The sequence below is a fragment of the Nocardia sp. NPDC102475 genome (genome assembly GCF_055584605.1).
Genome location: NZ_JBVJLS010000001.1, coordinates 580010 through 601356 on the forward strand (window position 1 = coordinate 580010; position 21347 = coordinate 601356).

Here is a 21347-nt window from a genome sequence, read left to right on the forward strand (position 1 = left end):
TTCAGGAACTCAATAAGCGCGAGCACCGGCTGCCGATACGGTGTCGCGCGCCGGACCGACGAGCACGAACAAGGTCTGGCCGTACACGATCTCCAACACGCGTGCAGTCTCGATTATGTCGAGTCCGCGTTCCTCCCTGGCCAGCGCAGCCAGCGCCGAACAATCCGGGACCTGCGACGATGACGCCCTCTTCACCGCCGCCGGCGGCGATACGATCGCCCGCCGCTCGGATACCGTCCGGTACTCGATGGCATCGTCGCCGCCTCCGGCATCGTTACCCGACTCGTCGGCCACACCATCCAGGACACCAGTGATCACAGCGCCCCGCACAGGGGTCGCTGTATCGAATGCAAAACAATCCCCGGTGGCCCCGCCGCCGGAACAACCCCCCGAACCACCGATATACCGACTGTGGACATACCGGACACCTCTACTCGAAATCAACTGTCCTCAGGGATTCGCAACGGACACGTCAACCGATTGCATCCGGCTCGACCTAATTCCCGGATACGGATTCCTTCAGCCGAACATGCCCATGTGGTCGAGCAATCAGCAGGCAACTCGCCCCGCGTAATGCGGCGATTCGCCGTTACCATCCGACACCGAGACCGATTTGCCGCATTTGTGAGCAAAGCGTTCCTCCCGCCGCATCCGACGGCGAATGCATTGGTCGAGTTCGCCGTTAATTCAGGGTATGAGCACCGCAACGAGTTCGCGAATGCGTTTTTCATCGAGAGGCGCTCGTCCGATCGAGGCAAGGGTGAGATAGCCCACGATGAGATCGACGATCGTCCCCGTCGATACGCGCACAGCCAGATCACCAGTGCTCTGCGCGGCGTGCAGACGTTCGATGATCAGCTTATTCACCGGTTCGGTAAGGATGCGATCGAATGCGTCGCTTTGATGCGGGGCGGCGGTCGATGCTGTGGCCAGCGCGCGAACGACCGAGCCGACGCCGGGCTGCCGCAGGTAGTCGGCGATACCGTCGAGCCACGCGGCGAGGTCCCGGCGCAGATCACCCGTATTCGGCACCGGACCGGCGGTCATCACGAAGGCGCCCTGCAGGACCGCGTCGGCCATGACTTCGGCCTTGGAGCCCCACACCCGGTACAGCGTCTGCTTGGCCGCTCCCGCCCGCGCGGCGATGGCCTCCATCGTGACCGCGTCATAGCCGTGTTCGACGAGCAGTTCAGCGGTAGCGGCCAGAACCGCCGATCGAAGCTGCAGGTTCACCGGACGACCCGCCCGTGCCGCTCCCTGTGCCATCGAAACCACCATGCCGATTGTTCCATGAGCGCCGGGTTCCGCTGATCGATTCGACCTGTCGGCCTCGTGTCCGGGATGCACGCCCACCCCTATTATGAGACTGCGGTAACATAATTGCTGGACGGTCAACGCACGCAGCTTGGCCAATATCGCCGGTGTCATGGACGGAATGCGGCCGCTGCACGAGATCGACAATGACGTGTGGGAGCGCGTCTTCGCCGTCAATGTCACCGGCACGTTCAAGCTCTGCCGCGCTGTCATCCCGAAATTCCTGGCCGCCGGCCGGGGCTCGGTGGTCAATGTGGCATCCGAAGCTTCGTTGCGCGGCAATGCCGCCGGAACCGCCTACACGGCCTCCAAACACGCCGTCGTCGGCATCACCAAGAGCGCCGCATTCCTCTACGGGCCCAACGGCATCCGCGTCAACGCCGTCGCCCCCGGCCCCACCGCGACCGGCATTACCGGCGGGTTCGAGTCGGCCTTCGCCCAGCAGCGACTCAGCGCCTTCAACGCGCTGATACCTCCGGTCACCACCGCGGCGACACTCGCCTCCTCGATCACGTGGCTGCTCAGCGACGACAGCGAGAACATCAACGGCCAGATCCTCGCCTCCGACGGCGGCTGGTCGGTCCAATAGCGCTATTTCTGAGCGCACGCCCCGTCGTCTGTTGAACGCCGATCGTTGATCGATGGTATCGGTCCGGAGTCGGAAATGGCAGCGGACCGGTCAGAGCGTCTTGACGGTCCCGCCGTCGATGACGAAGTCCGAGCCGACGATGTTCGCGGCCTTGTCCGACGCCAGGAAGGTCACGAGCGCGGCCACCTCGCCCGGTTCGGAGATGCGGCCGGAGGCGATGCCGAACTGCGCGGGGACGGCCGCCAGGAAGTCTTCCTGCGCAAGGCCATTGGCTGCGGCGAGCTTCGCGCCGACATTGTCGGGTCCACGCCAGATGTCCGTGCCGACCACGCCCGGGGACACGGTGTTGACGCGGACCCCCTGCGGGCCGAACTCCTCGCTGAGGCGTTTGTTGAACGAGGTGAGGGCAGACTTGGCCTCGCTGTAGCCGACCGGTCCCGCCGCGGGCACGCGGGCATTGATCGACGAGACGGTCACGATGGCGCCGCGTCGCTCGATCAGGCTCGGCAGGGCTACGCGCGTGGTGGTGATGATGCCGAACAGATTGAGGTCGAACACCTTTCGCACCTGCTCGTCCGGAATGTCGAGGAACCCGCCGAGAAGGAGGTTGTCACCGTCGCCGCCGCCCACATTATTGACCAGGATGTCGATCCCCCCCAGTTCGACCAGTGCGGCATCCACCGCGGCGGCGGCGCCCTCCGCGGTGCTGAGGTCGGCGGAAACCGTTCCGGCCGCGGCTTTTTCGAGCTCCGGTGTGATATTGCGGGCCACGCCGAACACCCGGACGCCTTCCTCGGCGAGCGCTTCGGTAATGGCCAGCCCGATACCACGGCTGGCGCCGGTGACTACAGCGGTCTTGCCGTCGAGTCCGAGATCCATGATGCATGCCTTTCTTGAACTACAGGTCAAAAACTATGACAGCAGAAGGGCACCCGAGGGCGCCCGAGGTCAGAGGGCGGTCAGTGCGGTGTCGATAATCCGGTACAGCGTCGCCTTGTCGGCAGTCTTGGCCGTAACCCGAAGTCCCATAATGGCATTCAGGATGAACTCGCCATAGGATCGCGCATCGGCGTCGGCCCGGACGTCGCCGTCCCGCTGCCCCTGCTCGATGCGCAATCGGAAGGCCTCGATCATATGCTCCTGCGCGGCGGCGACAGCGCGGGCGGCTTCCGCGTCACGCCCGGCCAGCTCCGTGGCGGTGTTCACCACCATGCAGCCGCGCCGAACCGGTTCCGCCAGATCGGCATCCACCGTGAACCGCATCCAGGCCCGCAACCGCTCACGAGTAGTGCCCGGCCGATTCAGCATATCCAGACAAAGCTCAACGCCCTGCCGGTCGTATCGCTCGAGCGCCCGATCGAACAACTCCCGCTTACTGCCGAAGGCGTTGTACAGACTACCTTTTCCCACCCCGGTGGCCTCGGCCAGCTGCGCCGGGGAAGTGTTGCCGTACCCATGGGTCCAGAACGCCTCCATCGCGCGGTCCACCACCGCGTCCGCTTCGAAGTTGCGTGGCCGTCCCATGAACAAGAAAGTACCTGTTCTTGACCCATAGGTCAAGAACAGGTACTCCTGTGAATCTTCCAGAGGGCCTTTCGTCAACCCAGCGCGCCCAAATGCCAACGGCACGAACGGCTCTGCGGTAATCCGCCGCACGGATGTACGACTACTTGCACGGCGGACCCGGATCCGACACAACCGTCCGGCATCCCTGGTCCGCGGAACCACCCGCGCCTCTCGAAGAACGGGGGGCTACCGCGCCAAGAGTCAGCGCTACGCGGTGCCGCTGGGCTGGTCGCAGCCGATGGCAATGGGCTCGTTCTACGACACCATTCTCGAACCCGCGCTCGTTGCCGTGGGTCTGCCGGTCAGCGCTTCCGAGGTACCCGCTATCGACACCGCCCCGGCAATTCCCGCGACGCGCGGCGTCCGGCTACACGACTTGCGGCACACCTTCGCTGTGATGCAGCTGATGAGCGGTACCCACTACATGCAGGTGTCAAAGTGGTTGGGGCACAGCACTTTCACGCTGACCCTGAACACCTACGGCGACTGGATACCCGAAGAAGAAGGCGGCGCAGGCAACAACCTGCCCGAACCGCCGCGCGCTACTTCGGTTCCACCGCAGGCGATTCCGGCCGACTCACCTGCGCCGGAGTCTATCCCGGGGAACGTGGTGCCGTTCCGTCGGCGGACGGCGGGCTAGCACTCACCATCGGCATCCTGATCACACGTAACGACTACGCCATTCTTCGATAGTCGGATTAAGGCGATCAGGATAATAATTCGTGCGCCCGCTCATAGGATCGGTTGATTGAGCCTCGAATAGAGCAATTGCACACTCCGTGCTGACAACTGCTGTGGCGATTGCGTCGGCCATCATTGAGAACATTTCGGACGGGCCACGGATTAAATCCGTCGGCCAAGAGTGGCCGTGTGTGAAGCTCGAACACACACGGTACTGCATCTTCATGATTGTTGGAAAATGCTTTTTGTCTATATCGATGGTGTGCTTTGGTGGATTTTCCTGGATCCAATTAGCTGCCTTGCGGACTAGTTCAGTGTATTTGCGACCGCTCTGTTGAGGGAGAGTTTCCAGCACCTCCAGCTCCTTCTCATGAAATTGGAGCCGATGCTTCGACTGCTTGTACGTCTCGCCAGGGATCACGAGGAACTTATTGTCGTGGGCGGCAATCGCCTCGCTGTGATACTCGCGGGCATGCTCGATTCCGATCCGCGCAAGTCCTGCTGCCCGCGCTCGTCTGTCCCCTCGCTCCGCTGGGCTCATGATCCATATTGCTTGAGCAGAAGATTCGAAAGCTGTTCTGCAAGAAGATAGAAACGATGGTGTGTGATGATTAAATGGCGCAATCTTCGCAGCTTCCGAGAGAACCTGATGAATTGTTGCCAGTGCGTCGGTCGCGTTCATGATCGGAAATAAGACGGTTCCCGTCACGCCCTCTGGAATCTTGGTTCCGTAGCCGTCCTCGTCATCTTTGGCCATAGACGTCCCGGGATCAGCTCGGTGTGGCTTCAGCCCCCATGCCTCTAGCGTCTTCCCTCTTTTCCCTCATTCTATTACCCGCCCCAACGCCGGGGCGAGCGATGCACCAAGTGCGTAGAGGGCATCCGTGTTAGTCATGCGGCCAGCGTATCGACCGGTACCGACACTTCTGCGCGCTCACCTCCAACTCCCCCCGCGCTGCTCCAAGGCTGCCACGAGCAACGCACGGGCAGCGTCACCGTGGACGGCTTGCTCGGCAAGCCGGTTGAATACCTTCTCGTACAGGGCAATCTCGCGCGGCTGCGTTACGGCCGATTCTGCGGTTATGGTCTCTACCAACACCTTGCGTTGGTCGTACAGAACGAAATCCGTCGTACGGCGGAAGAACGCGCTCTCAGCCGGGACGATTCCAAATACCAAGCGCGGTAAGGACATTAGATTCAACACATGCCGGATCTGCTCGGCCATCACGGCGTCGTCTCCAACGGTGGTCCTGAGCGCCTGCTCGCCGACCAGGAAGTAGAACCGATGCCGCCCCTCCCGCAGCACCCGTTGCCTTTCCACACGGGCGGCAACAGCCTCGTCGAGGTCGCGGATTGTGTTCAAGAACTCCATGCCCGCGGCCATCAGCGCCCGCGCGTAGCCCGGCGTCTGCAACAGCCCGTGGAACACCTGTGGGTCGTACCCACGCAGTAGCTCGCTGCGGTCTTCCATTCCGCTGATTTGCCGTTGGTGGTTGCTGTACCCGTGCCCGACGATGCGCCGCCATTCCATCCACGCCGCACTGATATTGCGGAGCGTGGCAAGCAGATCCGGGTATTCGTCTTCGGCGTTGGTGAGGCGGCACCACACGGCCAAGTCATCTTCGCTGAGCGCCTGCGAGCCGTGCTCAATACGCGACACCTTGGCCGCGTGCCAGCCCGCTTGTTGGGCAAGCTGGTACCCGCGCAGGCGCGCCGCAACCCTCAACCCGCGCAGACGGGCTCCCAGATCGCGACGCGCTTCACCTGCGTTGGTCACTTCGCATACTCATGATGCGGGATAGCCTTGGCCCACAACTGATCTCGAATTCGTGCGTAATGGGCAACAACCACGGGGTCGCAAGTCGCAACCCAGCCCGGCAGGGCAGAGCCGTCGCGCTCGAACACCGTGTAGGCGGCAAGGTCATCGTCGAACAGCCACCAGTCATCATCGGGAAGGTCGGGCGGTGCATCCTGCCGCGGCACCCACCGAATATCCTCGCCCGCTTGGAGATTGGCTTCGGTGGTTCCCAACGAGAACCGGGTGTAGTCGCCGTGCGGCTCGGTGATTACCCGCACCCTCTGCACTGCGCAACCGACCTCGGAAACTTCCCGCATGAGTGCGTGCCAACGCGCGCTCGCCGCCGGATCCTGTGGTTCCCCGTTCAGAAATCGTTGGACCCGGTCCGCTTCCCCAGCTACGCCGCTGTAGTCGTCGCGGACTTCCAGATGGAACGCCCGTCGGTGGGTGCGGAATGCATCCGCCAGATCATCAAACGCTAGGTGCAGCATCGCGCCTCCGCTCCGTCCCGATAGCCACCTCCACCGCGATCTCGTGGCTGGGTGGCCGAATCTGCTCCAGCGCTCGGGCATCGGTTACGGGTGCGCCCGTGAGCATGAAAGTGCCGTGCCCTGTGTCGTGCAGCAGCGCACCGAAGCAGGTACCCGGCACGAGATGCCGGATGAGTCGGTGCGGAATCTCGATGGTATCGGGTCTGTCGGTACGCCAGCCCTGCGCTACATAGGTTCCGCGATCACTGCGAAAAAGGGTGGGGGACTGTCCATCTGTGCTGTCGCCGCCGAGCCGTTCCAGTTCCATGGTTTCTCCTCTGACGTGGGGGGACCTATTCATCATCAATCCGCTGCCGCCACACCGCAGCTCAATCCGGCGCAATATTGCGCAATATCCTGGTTCGACCTCGCCGCGCGCAAATAGCGTTCATTCAGGCCCCGTCGCCGGGTTGATACCCGTGTATCGGCATCCCCGGCGACGGGTGCATTCCATACGACGACGGACGGGGCGCGCGATGGACCGGGGCAATGAGCTGCCGCAACGGGTGGTGAAAGTCGACTTCGGCAAGGCACGACCGCCGACGGTGATGTACACCGCCAGTCCGGACGTAATAGCAAGATTCCTCACAGCATTGAAGAACTGGAATCCGGATTACACGTTCGAGGTCGAACCGCTCGCGGACGAGACCCATGTTCCGCCGGAGCCGTTGTGGTGCCTGCGAGGTTGGGCGAACTGATGAGCACCGACACTCTCGGTTTGGTTGTCGCCGTCGGCCTGCCGCTGGCGGTGTTCGTCGGCGCGATCTTCTGGCCCGACCGCATATCGCAAGACCGCACGGTAGAGGCGATATGCCCGCGCATCGAGGACGAAGACGAAATGCCGTAGCCGCTTACGCGCCGGGGTGGTGCCGGGGTGGCAGGCGGCACTAACCTGTCACACCACCCCGAAAGCTACCTACCAGCGCTTTTGCGGTGCCCCCAGTCGGACTCGAACCGACACTTTGCAGATTTTAAGTCTGCTGCCTCTGCCAATTGGGCTATAGGGGCGCCCGGTCAGCGTACCGACTCGTACAGCCGTACCGGAATTCTGTTCTGCAGGCTAGTGCATCTCCGGTGGTGGCCGGAGTAGTGCCGCCATTGTGCGGTCAGGTGCCGTCGTGGGCGGCTACCGATGCGGTGCCGTCGGAGGAATTCGCATCCGGCGCGTTGGCGAGGACGGAGTGGCGGCGGCCGTAGGCGAAATAGACGATCAGGCCGACGGCCATCCAGACGAGGAAGCGCAGCCACGTTTCGACCGAGAGATTGAGCATCAGCCAGAAGCACGCGAGTACGGCGAGGATCGGGATGAGCGGGACCAACGGCACACGGAAGCCCCGCGGGAGGTCAGGACGGGTGCGGCGCAGGATGAGGACGCCGATGGCGACCAGGACGAAGGCGAAGAGGGTGCCGATATTCACCATCTCCTCGAGTGTGCCGAAGTCCACGAAACCGGCGAGCACGGCGCAGACGACGCCGACCACGATGGTCAGCCGAACCGGAGTGCCGTTCTTGCCGGTGTGTGCGAGCTGACGCGGCATCAGTCCGTCGCGCGACATGGCGAACAGCACCCGGGTCTGTCCGAGGAACATCACCATCACGACCGTGGTGAGTCCGGCGAGCGCGCCGATGGAGATGATGTTCTTGGTCCAGGTGGCGCCGTGCTGCGCGAAGGCCGTTGCGAGCGTTGCGCGGTCACCGGACAGCGCGGTGTAGGGCACCATTCCGGTGAGGATCAGCGATACCGCGACATAGAGAATCGTGACGATCACCAGCGAGCCGAGAATGCCGCGAGGCACCGAGCGCTGCGGATTTTTCGTCTCCTCCGCCGTGGTCGCGACGACATCGAAACCGATGAATGCGAAGAACACCAGACTGGCCGCGGCGAGCAGGCCGTACCAGCCGAAGGTGCTGTGTCCGGCGCCGGTGAAGTAGGAGAACAGCGACTGGTGCAGCCCCTCCCCTTCCGCGCCGGACTGCGAAGGCGGGATGTAGGGCGTCAGGTTCGACTTGTCGAAGTAGGTGGCGCCGACAACGAGCACCACCGCTATAACGCTCAGCTTGATGGCGACGGCGACCGCCGAAACTCGCGACGACACCTTGGTGCCGACCGCCAGCAGCACACCCAGAACCGAGATGAGAAGTACCGCACCCCAGTCGAAGTCGATCGGCCCCAGATGCACGATCGGCGAATGCGACCCCATCACCTCACCGAGGTATTGCGACCACCCCTTGGCGACCACCGACACCGCGAGCGCGAACTCCAGGATCAGATCCCAGCCGATGATCCATGCGACGAGTTCGCCGAAGGTGGCGTAGGAGAACGTGTACGCGCTGCCGGCAACCGGCACCGTCGAGGCGAATTCGGCGTAGCACAACGCGGTCAACCCGCAGGCGATGGCGGCGAAGACGAAGGCGAGGGAAACCGAGGGTCCGGCGACATTGCCGGCGGTGCGCGCGGTGAGCGTGAAGATGCCCGCACCGACGACCACCGCGACACCGAAGACGGTGAGATCCCAGGCGGTCAGATCCTTGCGCAGTTTCGAATCGGGTTCGTCGGTGTCCCGGATGGACTGCTCGACCGATTTGGTGCGGAACAGACCGCCCCATCGAGTTCCTGGGGTCGCCAACACTGTCTCCTTGCTGTCGTCAACGGGTTCTCCGCTGATTTCCCTAATGCACACCGGCCATATGTCGGCTCACCCATGGTGTGAGTGCGACGACGATCAGACCGGCACAGATCGCTACTGCTCCGGTGATGCCGAAGTACGCGAATTCGTGGTCCGCGTCATAGAACCGAGCCAAAGTACCGGACATCGAGGTTCCGATGCCAACGGAGAAGAAGTACAGCGCCATCATCTGAGCCCGGAACGCCTCGGGCGCCAACTGCGTGGTGACCGAGAGGCCGATCGGGGAAAGCAGCAGCTCGGAGACGGCGAATGCGCCCATGATGAGCAGTACCGCCAGCGCAGGCACCGATTTGCCGCTGCTCCCCGAGAACAGCACGAACAACCAGAACGCCAGCCCCATGCCGATGACGCCGAGGGCGAATTTACGCGGTGTGCTCGGCGCGCGATTGCCCAGCTTGGTCCACATCAGCGCGAACAGCGGCGATAGGCAGATGATCCACACCGGCTCGACCGAACCGATCCAGTTCGACGGCGCGGTCCAGCCGAAGATGGTCCACTTCATCCGCTCATCGGAGTACACCGCGAGGACCGTGAAGATCTGCTGGAACAGCGACCAGAAAACCGCATTCGCGATGAACAGCGGAATGAAGGCGCGTACCCGGCTGCGCTCGACGGGCGTCACCTTCGCGCTGGTCAGCATGAGTACGAAATAGGCGAGCGCGGCCGCGATGATGACGCCGGTGGTGACCTCGGAGAGGTTGTCCAGGTTGACCAGCCCGGTGATCAATGCCAGCGCGACCACGATGGCCGTACCGGCCACGATGCCCAGGATCGGCCCGGCGGCGTTGCGCGGCAACGGGTTGGGCACATGCCTGCCCGCGGTACCGAGGTTGCGCCGGAACACCACGTACTGCGTCAGCCCCAGCGCCATGCCGACCGCGGCCGCACCGAAACCGTAGTGAAAGCCCCAATTCCGTTGCAGCAGACCGGTGAGCAGCGGACCGACGAACGCACCGAGGTTGATGCCCAGATAGAACAGTGTGAAGCCGCCGTCGAAGCGCGGATCACCCGGCCGGTAGAGGGTGCCCAGCAGCGAGGACGCATTGGCCTTCAGTCCGCCGCTGCCGAGCGCGACCAGCACCAGGCCGACTCCGACACCACTCAGTCCGGGCAGGATCGCCAGCGCGATATGCCCGGCCACCACCACGATGCCGCCGTAGAAGACGGTGCGCTCCATGCCGATCAACCGGTCGGCGATCCACCCGCCGAGCACCGTGGACAGATACACCAGCCCGCCGTACGCGCCGACGATCCCGACACCGGTGCTCTGCGATAGACCGAGTCCGCCCTCGGTCGTCGAGTAGTACAGGTAGTACCCGAGGATGGTGAGCATTCCGTAGAACGAAAAGCGCTCCCAGAGTTCGACTCCGAAGAGATTGGCCAACCCGATGGGGTGACCGAACAGGGTCCGCTCCCTAACTGGTTGCTCAGCCATTGCTGCGTCGGACATGCTCAGACCCTCCCATATCGGTAGGGAATTTTCCGGCATCCTGAACAAAGTTTCCCTGCTCACGGCCGATATTGCCGGGCATGCCAGCACTGCCGCCGGAGCAATCCGCCAACCGGTACGTCCATCTTGGAAATACCGCTCCAGTGCGCCTATTCAGCGAATCCGAGGCAACGTCGAATATTCGTCGACCGCACTCGATGACCCCCCCAGCACTCGACAAGAAAACCGGAGAATTTCCCGGTAAAGTTCGCCTCGCTGGACGGGGAAACCTCGTTTGTTGGCTGGACGGGGGAACCTGATGAAGCGCTCGAGCGCCCATGCGGCGCTGCTGCTCGCCGTGCTCGGCGCGCTGCTGTCGCTGCTCGGCACTGGGTGCGCGTCGGTATCCGCGGTGGACGCCGAGCCCGTCGTCGGCGCACTGCCGGAACCTCCGCTGACAGCCAATACGCTGCACACCGCGCTGCGCCTGCCCCCGCTACGGTGTCAACTGCCGCCGATCGAGATGAGCGCGGCGGGCCAGCGGCAATTCGTGCAGACCGAGCTGGACTGCTTGACGAAGGCCTGGGATCCGGCCCTGCGTGCCACGGGTATGGGCCTCGCGCCGCTGCAACTCGTGGTGGTCGACAACGTGACGACCGGCTGCTCGAAACAGGTCCAGTCCACCGATCCCGCGTTCTATTGCGGCGGCACCGTGTACTGGCCGACCGACGATCCCATCCATCGGGGTTGGGGTTCACAACTCGGGCAATATCTGATGTTCGTCGTGATGCACGAATACGGCCACCACCTGCAGTCCTCCACCGGCATCCTGCGCAGCGCCGATCGGAATATCGATTCCGCGGGCGAGAAGTCACCGCTCGGCCTGGAACTCAGCCGCCGCATCGAACTCCAGGCCCAGTGCCTGGCCGGTGTGATGCTGGCGGCAGCTCAGGCCGGCGGCATGCTGACCCCGGCCGAGGCCGTGGATTTGATCGATATCCAATCCGATACCGAGGAGGATCCGACCCACGGCACCGGCGTGAACAGCCGCCGCTGGGTCGAAGCCGGCTACCGCGACGCTTCGACGTCATCGTGCAATACCTGGGCTGCCGCGCTCGACGAGGTGGAGTGACCCAGCCTCAGGCGATGGACAGGGCGATGCCGTCCAGGATGTCGTGTTCGCTGACGATGAGGGCGGAAATGTCGGCGCGGCGGGACAGTTCGTAGGCGAGCACCTCGGTGATGACGGCGCCGCCGCCGATCACATCGACGCGGCCGGGATGTATGGGGCCGAGTGCGGCGCGCTCGTCGTGGTTCATGCCGATCAGGCGATCACAGACCTCGCGCACCTGGTCCAGGGTGAGGCTGGTGAGATGGACTCGCTCCGAATCGTATTCGGGCAGATCGAGGGCGACGGCGGCGATCGTGGTCATGGTGCCCGCGACGCCGACCCAGGTGTGCGCGCCGTCGACGGGGACCTTGGCGAAGGCCTCATCCAGTCGTTCGGTGGCGAATTCCCGTGCGGCGGCGACCTGTTCGGCGGTCGGCGGGTTGCCCGGCAGGCATCGCTCGGTAATGCGGACGCAGCCGATATCGGCGGAGAATGCGGCACGGACACCATCGCTGTCGCCGACGACGAGTTCGGTGGAACCGCCGCCGAGATCGACGACAACGAAAGGCCCTGCCTCGCTCGCCAATTCGCCGACCGCACCGGTGAAGGACAGCCGCGCCTCCTCGTCACCGGTGATCACCTCGGCCTCCGCACCCGCCACCACGGTGCCGAGTTCGGCACGGGCCATGGCGAAGAAGTCCTCGCGGTTGGCGGCATCGCGGGTCGCGGAGGTCGCGACCATCCGCACCCGACCGACCCCCGCCTCCCGCATCAGCGCGGCATAATCGGCGAGCGCGACCCTGGTGCGCTCGATCGCCTCCGGCGCAAGCGCCCCCGTCGCATCCACCCCCTGGCCCAGCCGCACAATGCGCATTTCCCGGTGCACATCCGCCAACCGCCCATCGCCGAGCACCTCGGCGATCAATAGTCGAATCGAATTCGTCCCGCAGTCGACTGCCGCTACCCGATCACTCATGCTCAGCTCCGCTCGTATCCGGGGTGTGTGGCGGCTCGTATTTCGGCCAGTCGGCGGGGATTGCGGTGCCGCGGAGGCCGTGGTCGGCGGCCATGGCTACTGCTTCGTCGCCGAAGGGGTTGACGCCTGGGCCCTTGGCGAGGGCGTGGGCGATCAGGACGTGCAGGCATTTCACTCGTTCGGGCATGCCGCCGCCGGTGAAATCGGTACCGAGCGATTCGATTTCATCGCGCTCGGCCAGATAGCTCTCGTGGGCAGCGCGGTAGGCGGCGGCCAATTCCGGGTCGGTGGCGAGGCGTTCGGTCATTTCCCGCATGACGCCCGCGGATTCCTGCCTGCTCGCCTCCGCGGTGAGGCGGGGATCGGTCAGGTAGTAGAGGGTCGGGAAGGGGGTGCCGTCGGGCAGCCGCGGCGCGGTCTTGACCACCGCGGGCAGCCCGTCCGGGGTGCGGTAGGCGACGGCGAGTACGCCGCGCGGTTCGCGTCCGAGCTGCTTGGCGATGATCTCGAGATCGCGGTCGTTCGGTGCGGTCACCTGGGTCCTTCCGGTGCTGGCTGCGGCGCGGCGGGCGGCCCGGCGGGTGCGGCCGCGGGCGCCGGGGCCTGCTGCGGTTGCGAAATACTGCGCCACAGGTCGGTGTACCAGGGCTCGGGCGCCTTCGACTGGGTCGGTGCGGCGGGCGGCGCGGGCGCTTCGATACCCGGCACCTGGACGATATATGGCGTCTCACCCGGCATGACCAGCCGCAACCGGTCCCTGGCCTCGGAACGCACGTAGGCCGGATCCTGTTGCTGCGCACGGCGATCCCGCAGCTTGGCGAGATCGGCCTCGAGTTCGATGCGCTCCTGCGCCAGGTGCGCGGCTTCTGTGCGCTGGGTGAAATAGGTGCGCAGCGGCACGGCCAGCGTCAGTGCGAGCGCGCACACAACGATGGCCAGGATGACCGCCTTACCGGTGGACAGGCCGAGGATGGTGCGATCGTGCTTGTCCTCGTGCCCGCCGGAGCGCAGCCCTATCTTCTGTGGCTTGGCCTTATCGGCGGATTCGGACCGCCTGCGGGTCGTCCGCTTCGGTGCGGCCGCCGGCGATTCGGCGGCCGGGCGCGATCTGGCAGAGCGCGACGTGCGGCGGTTCCCGCGTCCGGCCGGACTGGATCCACGCGCACGTCGCTCTGTCATACCGCTCCCCTAGCTGACTAGCCTTCGAACGCGAACCGCGGGAACGCGACGTCACCCGCGTACCGTGCGGAATCGCCGAGCGCATCCTCGATGCGAAGCAGCTGGTTGTACTTGGCGACGCGCTCGCTGCGTGCCGGGGCCCCGGTCTTGATCTGACCGCTGCCGACCGCGACGGCCAGGTCGGCGATGGTGGTGTCCTCGGTCTCGCCGGAGCGGTGGCTCATCATCGTCTTGTAGCCGTTGCGGTGCGCGAGCTCGACGGCATCCAAAGTCTCGGTGAGCGTGCCGATCTGGTTGACCTTCACCAGCAGCGCATTGGCCGCGCCCTTGGTGATGCCCTCCTCCAGGCGCTCCGGGTTGGTGACGAACAGGTCGTCGCCGACCAGCTGCACCTTGTCACCGATCTGGTCGGTCAGCGCGACCCAGCCGTCCCAGTCGTCCTCCGACAGCGGGTCCTCGATGGAGACCAGCGGGTAGGCAGTGAGCAGTTCGGCGTAGAACTGTGCCATGTCGGCGGCCGAGCGGACACTGCCCTCGAACTTGTAACCGCTGCCCGAGGTGTAGAACTCGGTGGCGGCGACATCGAGCGCGAGCGCGACATCGGTGCCCAGCTTCAGACCGGTCTTCGCGATCGCGACACCGATCAGGTCGAGCGCTTCCTTGGTGCCCGCGACGGACGGCGCGAAACCACCCTCGTCACCGAGACCGGTGGACAGGCCCTTGGACTTCAGCACCGACTTGAGCGCGTGGTACACCTCGGCACCCCAGCGCAGCGACTCCTTGAAGGTGGTCGCGCCGATCGGGGCGACCATGAACTCCTGGACGTCGACGCCGCTGTCCGCGTGTGCGCCACCGTTGAGGATGTTCATCATCGGCACCGGGAGCACGTGCGCGTTCGGGCCGCCCAGGTAGCGGAACAGCTCGAGGCCCGAGGATTCGGCGGCGGCGCGGGCCACCGCGAGCGATACGCCGAGCAGGGCATTCGCGCCGAGGCGGGACTTGTCCGGGGTGCCGTCCAGGTCCAGCAGGACTTGGTCGACGGTGCGCTGCTCGACCGCGTCCAGGCCGATGACGGCGGGCGCGATCTCGTCGAGCACACCCTCGACGGCCTTCTGCACCCCCCTGCCGCCGTAGCGCTCGCCGCCGTCGCGCAGTTCGACGGCCTCGTGCTCACCGGTGGAGGCACCGGAGGGCACGGCAGCCCGGGTCAGGGTGCCGTCGTCGAGGGCGATCTCGACCTCGACAGTGGGGTTTCCGCGGGAATCCAGGATCTCGCGAGCTCCGACCTGTTCGATGATGGCCACGAAAACGACACTCCTTCGGCTGTTGGCACGGTAGGTCTGACGGGAAGAGCCGTGCGCTTGCGAGCCTAGCGTCCTCGCGCATTGCGCAGTAACCGGCACTCCGACGAATCGCCGCGCACTGTCGCGATAAGCACCCGTTGTTTCCTCCAAGGGGTGCTCATGCGCGGCGCCCGACGCTGTACGCGGCGGCGCGATCGCGGACGGTCAATAGATAGGCATTCGACTGGTTGTAGGTCAGCAGAGCCTGCTGCCAGCCGCGCTCGGAGGTCAGGTCGCCGCCGCTCGCGCACAGATAGCGGGCCGCCGTGAGGGCGGCGTCATCGATATTCTGCGGATCGGCGACGCCGTCGCCATTGGCGTCGACACCCCAGCGCTTCCAGGTCTCCGGAATGAATTGCAGTGGGCCAAGCGCCCTGTCGAACTCCGGGTCGCCGTCGAGCTTGCCGCCGTCGGTGTCCTTGACCAGTGCCACACCCGGCGCACCGTCCAGCGGGATACCGATGATCGGCGGGCGCACAGTGCCATCCGCGTCGACCTGCGAACCGCGATGGGTGCCGTGCTTACTCTCCACACTGGCGATCCCCGCGATGGTGGTCCAGGCGATCCCGCAGTCCGGCCGGGACCGGCCCATGATCGCCGCGGCGTAGCCGTACGCCTCCAGCGAGACATTCGGAATGCCGAGTTTGCCGGATTGCTCGTCGGCCCAGTCGCGTAACTGCACGGCGGTGCGGCCGGGCGCATCCAGATCGATCAGCGGCAGCGGCGTACCGGGACCGGGCGGGATGCCCTCGGGAATGGGCGGAAGATTGCGTTCGGCGCCGCAACCGGCGAGTACAAGGATCACCATTGCGGCGACCAACACGCCGGTCAGCTTCGCGAGCATTCCTCCTTCATCCGGATCCGAACGACCATCCCCGCGATGCACGCGTCGCGGCAAGCCCAGCGCCATGTACCCCTCCCCTGCAGACCCCGCATGCCCGGTGGTCACGCGCTCCGTGATCCGAGATTACCGAGCAGATTGCCGATAGCGCAGCCACCGATTCGTCCGCGCAGAACTACCGTGCATCGCGCACAAGCTGTGTGCGGGAAACGCCTAGCCGAGGAGTTCGCGGGTCGCGGTGTGCGCCGGGGCGGTGAGGACCGCTGTCGCCGAGCCGGATTCGACAATGCGGCCGTGGTCGAGGACGACGAGGTGGGAGCAGTGTCCGGTGACCAGCGTCATGTCGTGGGTGATGACGAGCAGGCCGGTGTCGTGTTCGGCGCGGATGCGGTCCAGCAGGGTCATGATCGAGACGGCGGTGTTGTGGTCCAGGGCCGAGGTGATCTCGTCGCAGACCAGCACGGCTGGTTCGGCCGCGAGCGCTCTGGCGAGCGCCACCCGCTGGCGTTGGCCGCCGGAGAGTTCGTGCGGGTAGCGGACGGCGTGCTCCGGTGCGAGTTCGACCGAGTCGAGTAAGTCGGTAATGCGCTGCGCCAGTTCTCGTTTCGGTACACCGCCGATTCGGCGCAGCGGACGGCCGAGCGTCTGGGCGACGGTGCGACGGGGATTGAGCGCGGACCGTGGGTTCTGCGTGACCAGCTGAATACCATTGCGGCCGTTGCGAGCTCGTCGACGGGGGCCGACCGGGATCGACTCACTTCGCAGTTCCAGCGATCCGGTCGCTTCCCGGTGCAGACCGGCGATAACCCGCGCGAGAGTGGTCTTTCCAGCTCCTGACGCCCCGACAATGGCCAGTGCCACGCCGCCCGGCAGCACGAAATCGATGTCCGCCAATACCTCGTGCCCATCGATCGAGGCACCGATGTCCTGACCGCGCAAGACGGGTTCCGCAACCAACTCGACTGTCCTCGAGCGCACAGCTACCGCACCCTGTCCTTCGCTGGGCTGCAGAGCCGAGTCCCCGGTGTCGGCCTCTCGACCGAGTCGCAGCTCGGGAACCATCGCCACGCGCATGACCGATGCGGCACCCCCGTTCGATTGCGGTGAATTCGACATACCCGATCGAGTCGGCACAGGTGTGCCGCCGATTACGTCGGTATGCACCGCACCCAACTCGACCACGTCATCGGCGATCGCATGAATAGTCGCGGTGTCGTGTCCGGACAGCAAGATTGCGGCAGAGCGCTGAGCGGCGATATCGGCCAGCAGACGGGCGATTTCGGTGCGGAGGGAACCGTGCAACCCGGCCAGGGGCTCGTCGAGTATGAGAATTCCGGCGTGGCGAACCAGCGCACGCGCAAGGGCCACTCGGCGCTGCTGACCGCCGGAGAGTTCGCCGGGTCGGCGGCGCAGGTGTTCGTCGGACAGGCCGACCAACTCCAGCGTTTCGGCCACGGCGGCAGCCGGGTGGCGAACCTCGTTGAGCAGGGAACGCACACGCATCAACGGATTGAGGGCCGAACCTGGATCCTGTCCAACATAGGCGATGTGGTCACGCCGGAACCGTTGCAGTGCGCCAGGATTCAATGCGAATACGTCCTGCCCCGCGACCACGGCCGAACCCGCGGATCGCCGGGCTCCCGTTGGCAGATGCCCGAGCAGTGCCCGCATCAACGTGGTCTTGCCCGATCCCGACGGACCGGTCAAGGCGGTGACCTTACCCGCCGCGACGCTGAAGCTGGTGGGCTCGAACAACTCTTGACCATTCGATCCGCATACGGTCAGCGCATCGACGACGACAGACGCATTCATCCCCGCTCCTCCAACGCATTGCCTGCGACCGGTGACTCCGCGCCGGCCGATCCCAGCGACTCGGAACCGCGTGCCCATCGCCGTGGACGGTGCTGATCGAACGAGGTCACCGCGAGATTCACACTGACCGCGACCACCGCGATCGCCAGGCTCGGAGCCAGCACGGACCAGGGGTTCAGGAGCATGCCGGAGGAGTTCTCGCGCACCATGACCGCCCAGTTGCTCGCCCCGAGTGTGGTCGGCAGTTGCAGGAACGACGCGGTGCTGACCACATACACGCCCTCTACGAAGCGAAGACCGAATTGCGCGGCCAAGACCTCGCGCAGATTCGGGATCACCTCACGGAATACCAAGTGCGGCAGAGTTTCACCGCTCGCTCGGGCGGCCTCGACATAGCCGCTGGCAGCGACTCCCGCCGCAGCGGCGGCGAAAACTCTTGCACAGTATGGAGTTCCGAAGAGCAGAGCCACCACGACCAGCCCGTAGACGCCCGCATCCGGCCAGGCCGTCAGCACCAGCAGAATTCCGAGAACCGCGGGGAGCAGGATCGCGAAATCGGCGACGCCCTCGATCAAGGCACCGACCCGAGGACGCAGTGCCGCGATCGCGCCGAGCACGCACGACAACCCGGTTACCGCGACCGCGATCACACCCGCCAGCAACAGCAGACCCCAACCGCCATAGAGCAGTTGCGCCAGCACATCCCGTCCGAGCCGGTCCGTGCCCAATAAGGTGTCGGCACCCGGCCGCGCGAACGGTATCCCGATCGCCTCCTCGGCGGGCCGAGTCGCCAGGCTCGGCCCGAGCGCAGCAGCGATAACCACGACCAGCGCAGGCAATACCGTGAGGAATCTCTGCACCTGCGACCTCCCGATCCGAGCCGCCGGAATCCGCTGCGCGCCGGTCATATCCGCCCCCGCAATGCCCAGGCCCGAATCCCGTCCGCCATGGCCAGCATCGCCATGATGACGATCCCGGTCAGCGCGACCACCGCGGCGATCAACGAGGTGTCCCGGTCGGCGACCGAACCCGCGAGCACCGCACCGAGTCCCGGATAGTTGAAGATGGTCTCCACCACCAGCGCACCACCGAGCAGCATGCCGACCGTGGTCGCGAAACTCGCCACAATCGTCGGCAGCGCGAACGGCAGCACATGCCTGGTCAGCACCGTTGTGGTCGAAAGTCCGTCCAGCACCGCGCTTTCCACATGCGGCGAGCGCGCAGAGTCGAGCAGGGCCGCGCGCACCACCCGGGTGTTCCATCCGGTCTGCGGTAGCGCCAGTGCGAGCACCGGCAGCACCAGCATGTCCGGACTGGCCGGAAATCCGGAACGCCCGGTAATGGTGACGGCAGGCAACCAACCGGCGCCCAAGGAGAACACCAGGATCAACAAGGTAGCGATGACGAACTCCGGAATCGCTGCCGCCGCAGTGGTAGTCGGCTGCAGGAACCTGGTGGCCGCACCCCGCCGCGTCGCCCACCAGCCGCCGAGCAGCAGCGACGCGACCACCGTCACCAGGAAGGCGAGCCCGCCGAGCAGCAGCGTCGGCGGAAACTTGCCGGCCAGCAGCTCATTGATCGATCGTCCACGCGCGGTGCGGCCGAAATCACCGGTCGCCACACCCGATATCCACTCGACGAACCGCACCGGCAGCGGCCGGTCCAGGCCGAGTTCGTGTTCCTTCGCCGCGATCTGCTCCGCGGTGGCGTCGCGGCCGAGCACCGCGCGGGCGGAATTGCCCGGCAGCAGATCAACGGCCGCGAACACCGTCGCCAGCAGCGCGACCAGCAGCAGGACGCGCCGAATGAGGAGTCGGGCGAAGGACATCACTCCGCGAGCCAGGCCCGTTCCAACTGCACCCTGGCGAAGCCGCCGAGGGTCGGCACATCGCGCACCCGTGAAGTCGCGATATCGATACCGTCGGCCATGCCCCACACCAGATAACCGCCGCGGGCGTACTGGATCCGCTGCACGTCACGGCAGGCTGCCGCGTATTCCGAGTCATCCGAGGCGGCAATGGCTTTCGTCGTGGCCGCATCGAATTCGGCGTCCTTGAACGCCGTTTCGTCGCGATTGGATGTCGAGGACATCAGCTTGGTCGCGAAGAACAGCGTGGAATCATTGGTGCCCCAGGAGACCGTGTAGAACGGCGCCTTCAACCAGGTCTGGTCGTAGAAAGTATTCGACTCCTGCGTCACGACATCGAGGCGCAGCCCGATATCGGCCAGCTGGGTGGCGATCACCTTCGCCGATTCGACCTCGCCAGGGGCCTCGGCCTTGGTGAGGAACTGGTAGCTGCGCCCGGTATCGAATCCGGCATCGCGCAGCAGCGTCTTGGCCCGATCGACATCGCGGCTGCGCTGCGCAATGGTGTTGTCGTACAACGGGTCACCGGTACCGAGGATGTCATTCGCGACGGTGCCGTACCCCGAATGCACCTGATTCACCAGGGCCTTGCGATCGACGCCCAACCGGATCGCCTCGCGCACCCGCGCATCGGCGAACGGCCCGTCGGAGGTCCGCATCGCGACCCCGACCATGGTGTCGTTCGACCGCCGCACCACCCGCAGATCGCCGCGCCCCTCGGCGGTACGTCCCGCGATCGCACCGACATTCGAGGCCAGATCGATCTGCCCGCCGAGCACCGCATTGCCCAACGCCGTCACGCTGTCGAACATGGTGACCTCGATGGCATCCAGCAGTGGCGCCGGCCCGTACCACCGATCGTTGCGCACCAGCCGGGCATTGCCACCCTGATAGGACTCCAACCGGAACGGCCCGGTGCCGACGGCCTTGGTGAAATCGGTGGTGTCCTTCTTGACGGTGAAGGTCATCAACCGAACCAGAAGCGGCAGTTGCGAATTCGGTTCGGGCAGCGCGATGACCACCCGGTTCGGACCGTCCGCGGTGATGTCCTCAACGGCGGCAGGCATTTTCGACGCACCGCCGACAGTCCGCAGCCGACGCAGCGACCACACCACATCATCGGAGGCGACCGGGGTTCCGTCGTGGAAGGTCGCGCCGTCGGCGATGGTGAAACTCCAGCGGCGCCGCTGCGCGTCGGCTTCCCACCGACTGGAAAGGCGCGCAGCAACATTCGGGTTCGCGCCCGGTACCGTGAGCGCGTCGTACACCAGCGAGGTGATGAGGAAGTCGCTGTCATTGCTCAGGTTCGCATGCGGATCGCGTTCGATTCGTGCCGCGCTGCCGAGCGCACCGACCCGCAGGGTGCCACCGCGCCGCGCGGGGCCGTCCGAATTGCGGCCGTCCGAACATGCGGCGACCAACAGCACCGCGCCGACACCGAGTCCCGATCGCAGGAGTTGTCGTCGATTCCATTCCATGGTGCTGCCTTCCTCGAACCTCAACGAGTTACCTGCGCGCGACCCGCAAACCCTAGCGAATCTAGCTAGGACAGGCTAGCCTAATAGGGTTCCGGCCGTTGAGTTTGCCGCACCACAGCTACCAGTCACCACCCTGAAGGCAATGC

At 65.2% G+C, this 21347-nt stretch carries 24 protein-coding genes and 1 tRNA gene; 6 read left to right on the forward strand and 19 right to left on the reverse strand.

What is annotated here, in order from left to right:
• Positions 1–9: 9 nt before the first annotated feature.
• A complete protein-coding gene (locus tag ACZ60G_RS02665; protein ID WP_465806607.1) occupies positions 10–318 on the reverse strand; it encodes a hypothetical protein in 309 nt (102 codons plus the stop codon).
• Between the two features lie 369 nt (positions 319–687).
• Positions 688–1266 carry a TetR/AcrR family transcriptional regulator gene (locus tag ACZ60G_RS02670; RefSeq protein ID WP_465806609.1) on the reverse strand — a complete coding sequence of 193 codons (579 nt, stop codon included), beginning with the start codon at positions 1264–1266 and terminating at the stop codon, positions 688–690.
• A gap of 139 nt (positions 1267–1405) precedes the next feature.
• On the opposite strand from ACZ60G_RS02670, the gene ACZ60G_RS02675 reads away from it, so the two are divergent.
• Complete coding sequence (locus ACZ60G_RS02675; protein WP_465806611.1) at positions 1406–1903, forward strand: SDR family NAD(P)-dependent oxidoreductase; 498 nt, start codon at positions 1406–1408, stop codon at positions 1901–1903.
• A 90-nt stretch (positions 1904–1993) separates the two neighbouring features.
• Here the strand turns inward: ACZ60G_RS02675 and ACZ60G_RS02680 are convergent, their stop codons facing one another.
• Both ACZ60G_RS02680 and ACZ60G_RS02685 read right to left on the reverse strand, forming a co-directional pair.
• A complete protein-coding gene (locus tag ACZ60G_RS02680) occupies positions 1994–2782 on the reverse strand; it encodes an SDR family oxidoreductase (RefSeq protein ID WP_465806613.1) in 789 nt (262 codons plus the stop codon).
• Positions 2783–2851: 69 nt separating this feature from the next.
• Positions 2852–3427, reverse strand: a complete 576-nt coding sequence (locus ACZ60G_RS02685) for a TetR/AcrR family transcriptional regulator (protein ID WP_465806615.1) — start codon at positions 3425–3427, stop codon at positions 2852–2854.
• Positions 3428–3707: 280 nt separating this feature from the next.
• On the opposite strand from ACZ60G_RS02685, the gene ACZ60G_RS02690 reads away from it, so the two are divergent.
• Entirely contained in the window at positions 3708–4109 is a 402-nt protein-coding gene (locus ACZ60G_RS02690; protein WP_465806617.1) for a hypothetical protein, read from the forward strand.
• A 21-nt stretch (positions 4110–4130) separates the two neighbouring features.
• On the opposite strand, the gene ACZ60G_RS02695 is transcribed toward ACZ60G_RS02690, so the two are convergent.
• From ACZ60G_RS02695 to ACZ60G_RS02705, 3 genes are all read right to left on the reverse strand, one after another.
• Complete coding sequence (locus tag ACZ60G_RS02695; RefSeq protein ID WP_465806619.1) at positions 4131–4907, reverse strand: hypothetical protein; 777 nt, start codon at positions 4905–4907, stop codon at positions 4131–4133.
• 177 nt (positions 4908–5084) lie between these two features.
• A complete protein-coding gene (locus ACZ60G_RS02700; protein WP_465806621.1) occupies positions 5085–5927 on the reverse strand; it encodes a helix-turn-helix domain-containing protein in 843 nt (280 codons plus the stop codon).
• Entirely contained in the window at positions 5924–6439 is a 516-nt protein-coding gene (locus ACZ60G_RS02705) for a DUF6879 family protein (RefSeq protein WP_465806623.1), read from the reverse strand. The genes ACZ60G_RS02700 and ACZ60G_RS02705 overlap by 4 nt, the downstream gene beginning before the upstream one ends.
• Positions 6440–6566: 127 nt before the next feature.
• Here ACZ60G_RS02705 and ACZ60G_RS02710 point away from each other — a divergent pair, with 127 nt between their 5' ends.
• The 3 genes from ACZ60G_RS02710 (at position 6567) to ACZ60G_RS02720 (ending at position 7325) form a co-directional block, all read left to right on the forward strand.
• Entirely contained in the window at positions 6567–6863 is a 297-nt protein-coding gene (locus ACZ60G_RS02710) for a hypothetical protein (RefSeq protein ID WP_465806625.1), read from the forward strand.
• Positions 6864–6954: 91 nt separating this feature from the next.
• Positions 6955–7176 (forward strand): hypothetical protein, encoded by a 222-nt coding sequence (locus ACZ60G_RS02715; protein ID WP_465806626.1) that lies wholly within the window; start codon positions 6955–6957, stop codon positions 7174–7176.
• Positions 7176–7325 carry a hypothetical protein gene (locus tag ACZ60G_RS02720; protein ID WP_465806628.1) on the forward strand — a complete coding sequence of 50 codons (150 nt, stop codon included), beginning with the start codon at positions 7176–7178 and terminating at the stop codon, positions 7323–7325. Before ACZ60G_RS02715 ends, ACZ60G_RS02720 begins: the two co-directional genes overlap by 1 nt.
• Positions 7326–7412: 87 nt before the next feature.
• Here ACZ60G_RS02720 and ACZ60G_RS02725 read toward each other — a convergent pair.
• From ACZ60G_RS02725 to ACZ60G_RS02735, 3 genes are all read right to left on the reverse strand, one after another.
• Positions 7413–7486 (reverse strand) — tRNA-Leu (locus ACZ60G_RS02725).
• 98 nt (positions 7487–7584) lie between these two features.
• On the reverse strand, positions 7585–9108 hold the full coding sequence (locus ACZ60G_RS02730; RefSeq protein ID WP_465806630.1) for an amino acid permease: 1524 nt from the start codon (positions 9106–9108) through the stop codon (positions 7585–7587).
• 40 nt (positions 9109–9148) lie between these two features.
• Positions 9149–10615, reverse strand: coding sequence for a peptide MFS transporter (locus ACZ60G_RS02735; protein WP_465806632.1), 1467 nt, complete (start codon positions 10613–10615; stop codon positions 9149–9151).
• A 298-nt stretch (positions 10616–10913) separates the two neighbouring features.
• Between ACZ60G_RS02735 and ACZ60G_RS02740 the strand changes: the two genes are divergently transcribed.
• Entirely contained in the window at positions 10914–11726 is an 813-nt protein-coding gene (locus ACZ60G_RS02740; protein WP_465806633.1) for a neutral zinc metallopeptidase, read from the forward strand.
• A 7-nt stretch (positions 11727–11733) separates the two neighbouring features.
• On the opposite strand, the gene ACZ60G_RS02745 is transcribed toward ACZ60G_RS02740, so the two are convergent.
• From ACZ60G_RS02745 to ACZ60G_RS02785, 9 genes are all read right to left on the reverse strand, one after another.
• Complete coding sequence (locus tag ACZ60G_RS02745; RefSeq protein WP_063036635.1) at positions 11734–12681, reverse strand: Ppx/GppA phosphatase family protein; 948 nt, start codon at positions 12679–12681, stop codon at positions 11734–11736.
• On the reverse strand, positions 12674–13216 hold the full coding sequence (locus ACZ60G_RS02750) for a DUF501 domain-containing protein (RefSeq protein WP_465806635.1): 543 nt from the start codon (positions 13214–13216) through the stop codon (positions 12674–12676). The genes ACZ60G_RS02745 and ACZ60G_RS02750 overlap by 8 nt, the downstream gene beginning before the upstream one ends.
• A complete protein-coding gene (locus ACZ60G_RS02755) occupies positions 13213–13860 on the reverse strand; it encodes an FtsB family cell division protein (RefSeq protein WP_465806637.1) in 648 nt (215 codons plus the stop codon). The genes ACZ60G_RS02750 and ACZ60G_RS02755 overlap by 4 nt, the downstream gene beginning before the upstream one ends.
• A gap of 17 nt (positions 13861–13877) precedes the next feature.
• The gene (eno, locus tag ACZ60G_RS02760) at positions 13878–15164 is read right to left on the reverse strand and encodes a phosphopyruvate hydratase (protein WP_465806639.1); all 1287 of its coding nucleotides are present in this window, start codon (positions 15162–15164) and stop codon (positions 13878–13880) included.
• Positions 15165–15321: 157 nt separating this feature from the next.
• Positions 15322–16047, reverse strand: a complete 726-nt coding sequence (locus ACZ60G_RS02765) for a lytic transglycosylase domain-containing protein (RefSeq protein ID WP_465806641.1) — start codon at positions 16045–16047, stop codon at positions 15322–15324.
• 210 nt (positions 16048–16257) lie between these two features.
• Positions 16258–17856 (reverse strand): ABC transporter ATP-binding protein, encoded by a 1599-nt coding sequence (locus ACZ60G_RS02770; RefSeq protein ID WP_465806642.1) that lies wholly within the window; start codon positions 17854–17856, stop codon positions 16258–16260.
• A complete protein-coding gene (locus ACZ60G_RS02775) occupies positions 17853–18716 on the reverse strand; it encodes an ABC transporter permease (protein WP_465806644.1) in 864 nt (287 codons plus the stop codon). Before ACZ60G_RS02775 ends, ACZ60G_RS02770 begins: the two co-directional genes overlap by 4 nt.
• Before the next feature lie 44 nt (positions 18717–18760).
• Positions 18761–19684 carry an ABC transporter permease gene (locus ACZ60G_RS02780; RefSeq protein WP_465806646.1) on the reverse strand — a complete coding sequence of 308 codons (924 nt, stop codon included), beginning with the start codon at positions 19682–19684 and terminating at the stop codon, positions 18761–18763.
• Complete coding sequence (locus ACZ60G_RS02785; RefSeq protein ID WP_465806760.1) at positions 19684–21201, reverse strand: ABC transporter substrate-binding protein; 1518 nt, start codon at positions 21199–21201, stop codon at positions 19684–19686. The genes ACZ60G_RS02780 and ACZ60G_RS02785 overlap by 1 nt, the downstream gene beginning before the upstream one ends.
• Positions 21202–21347: the final 146 nt, after the last annotated feature.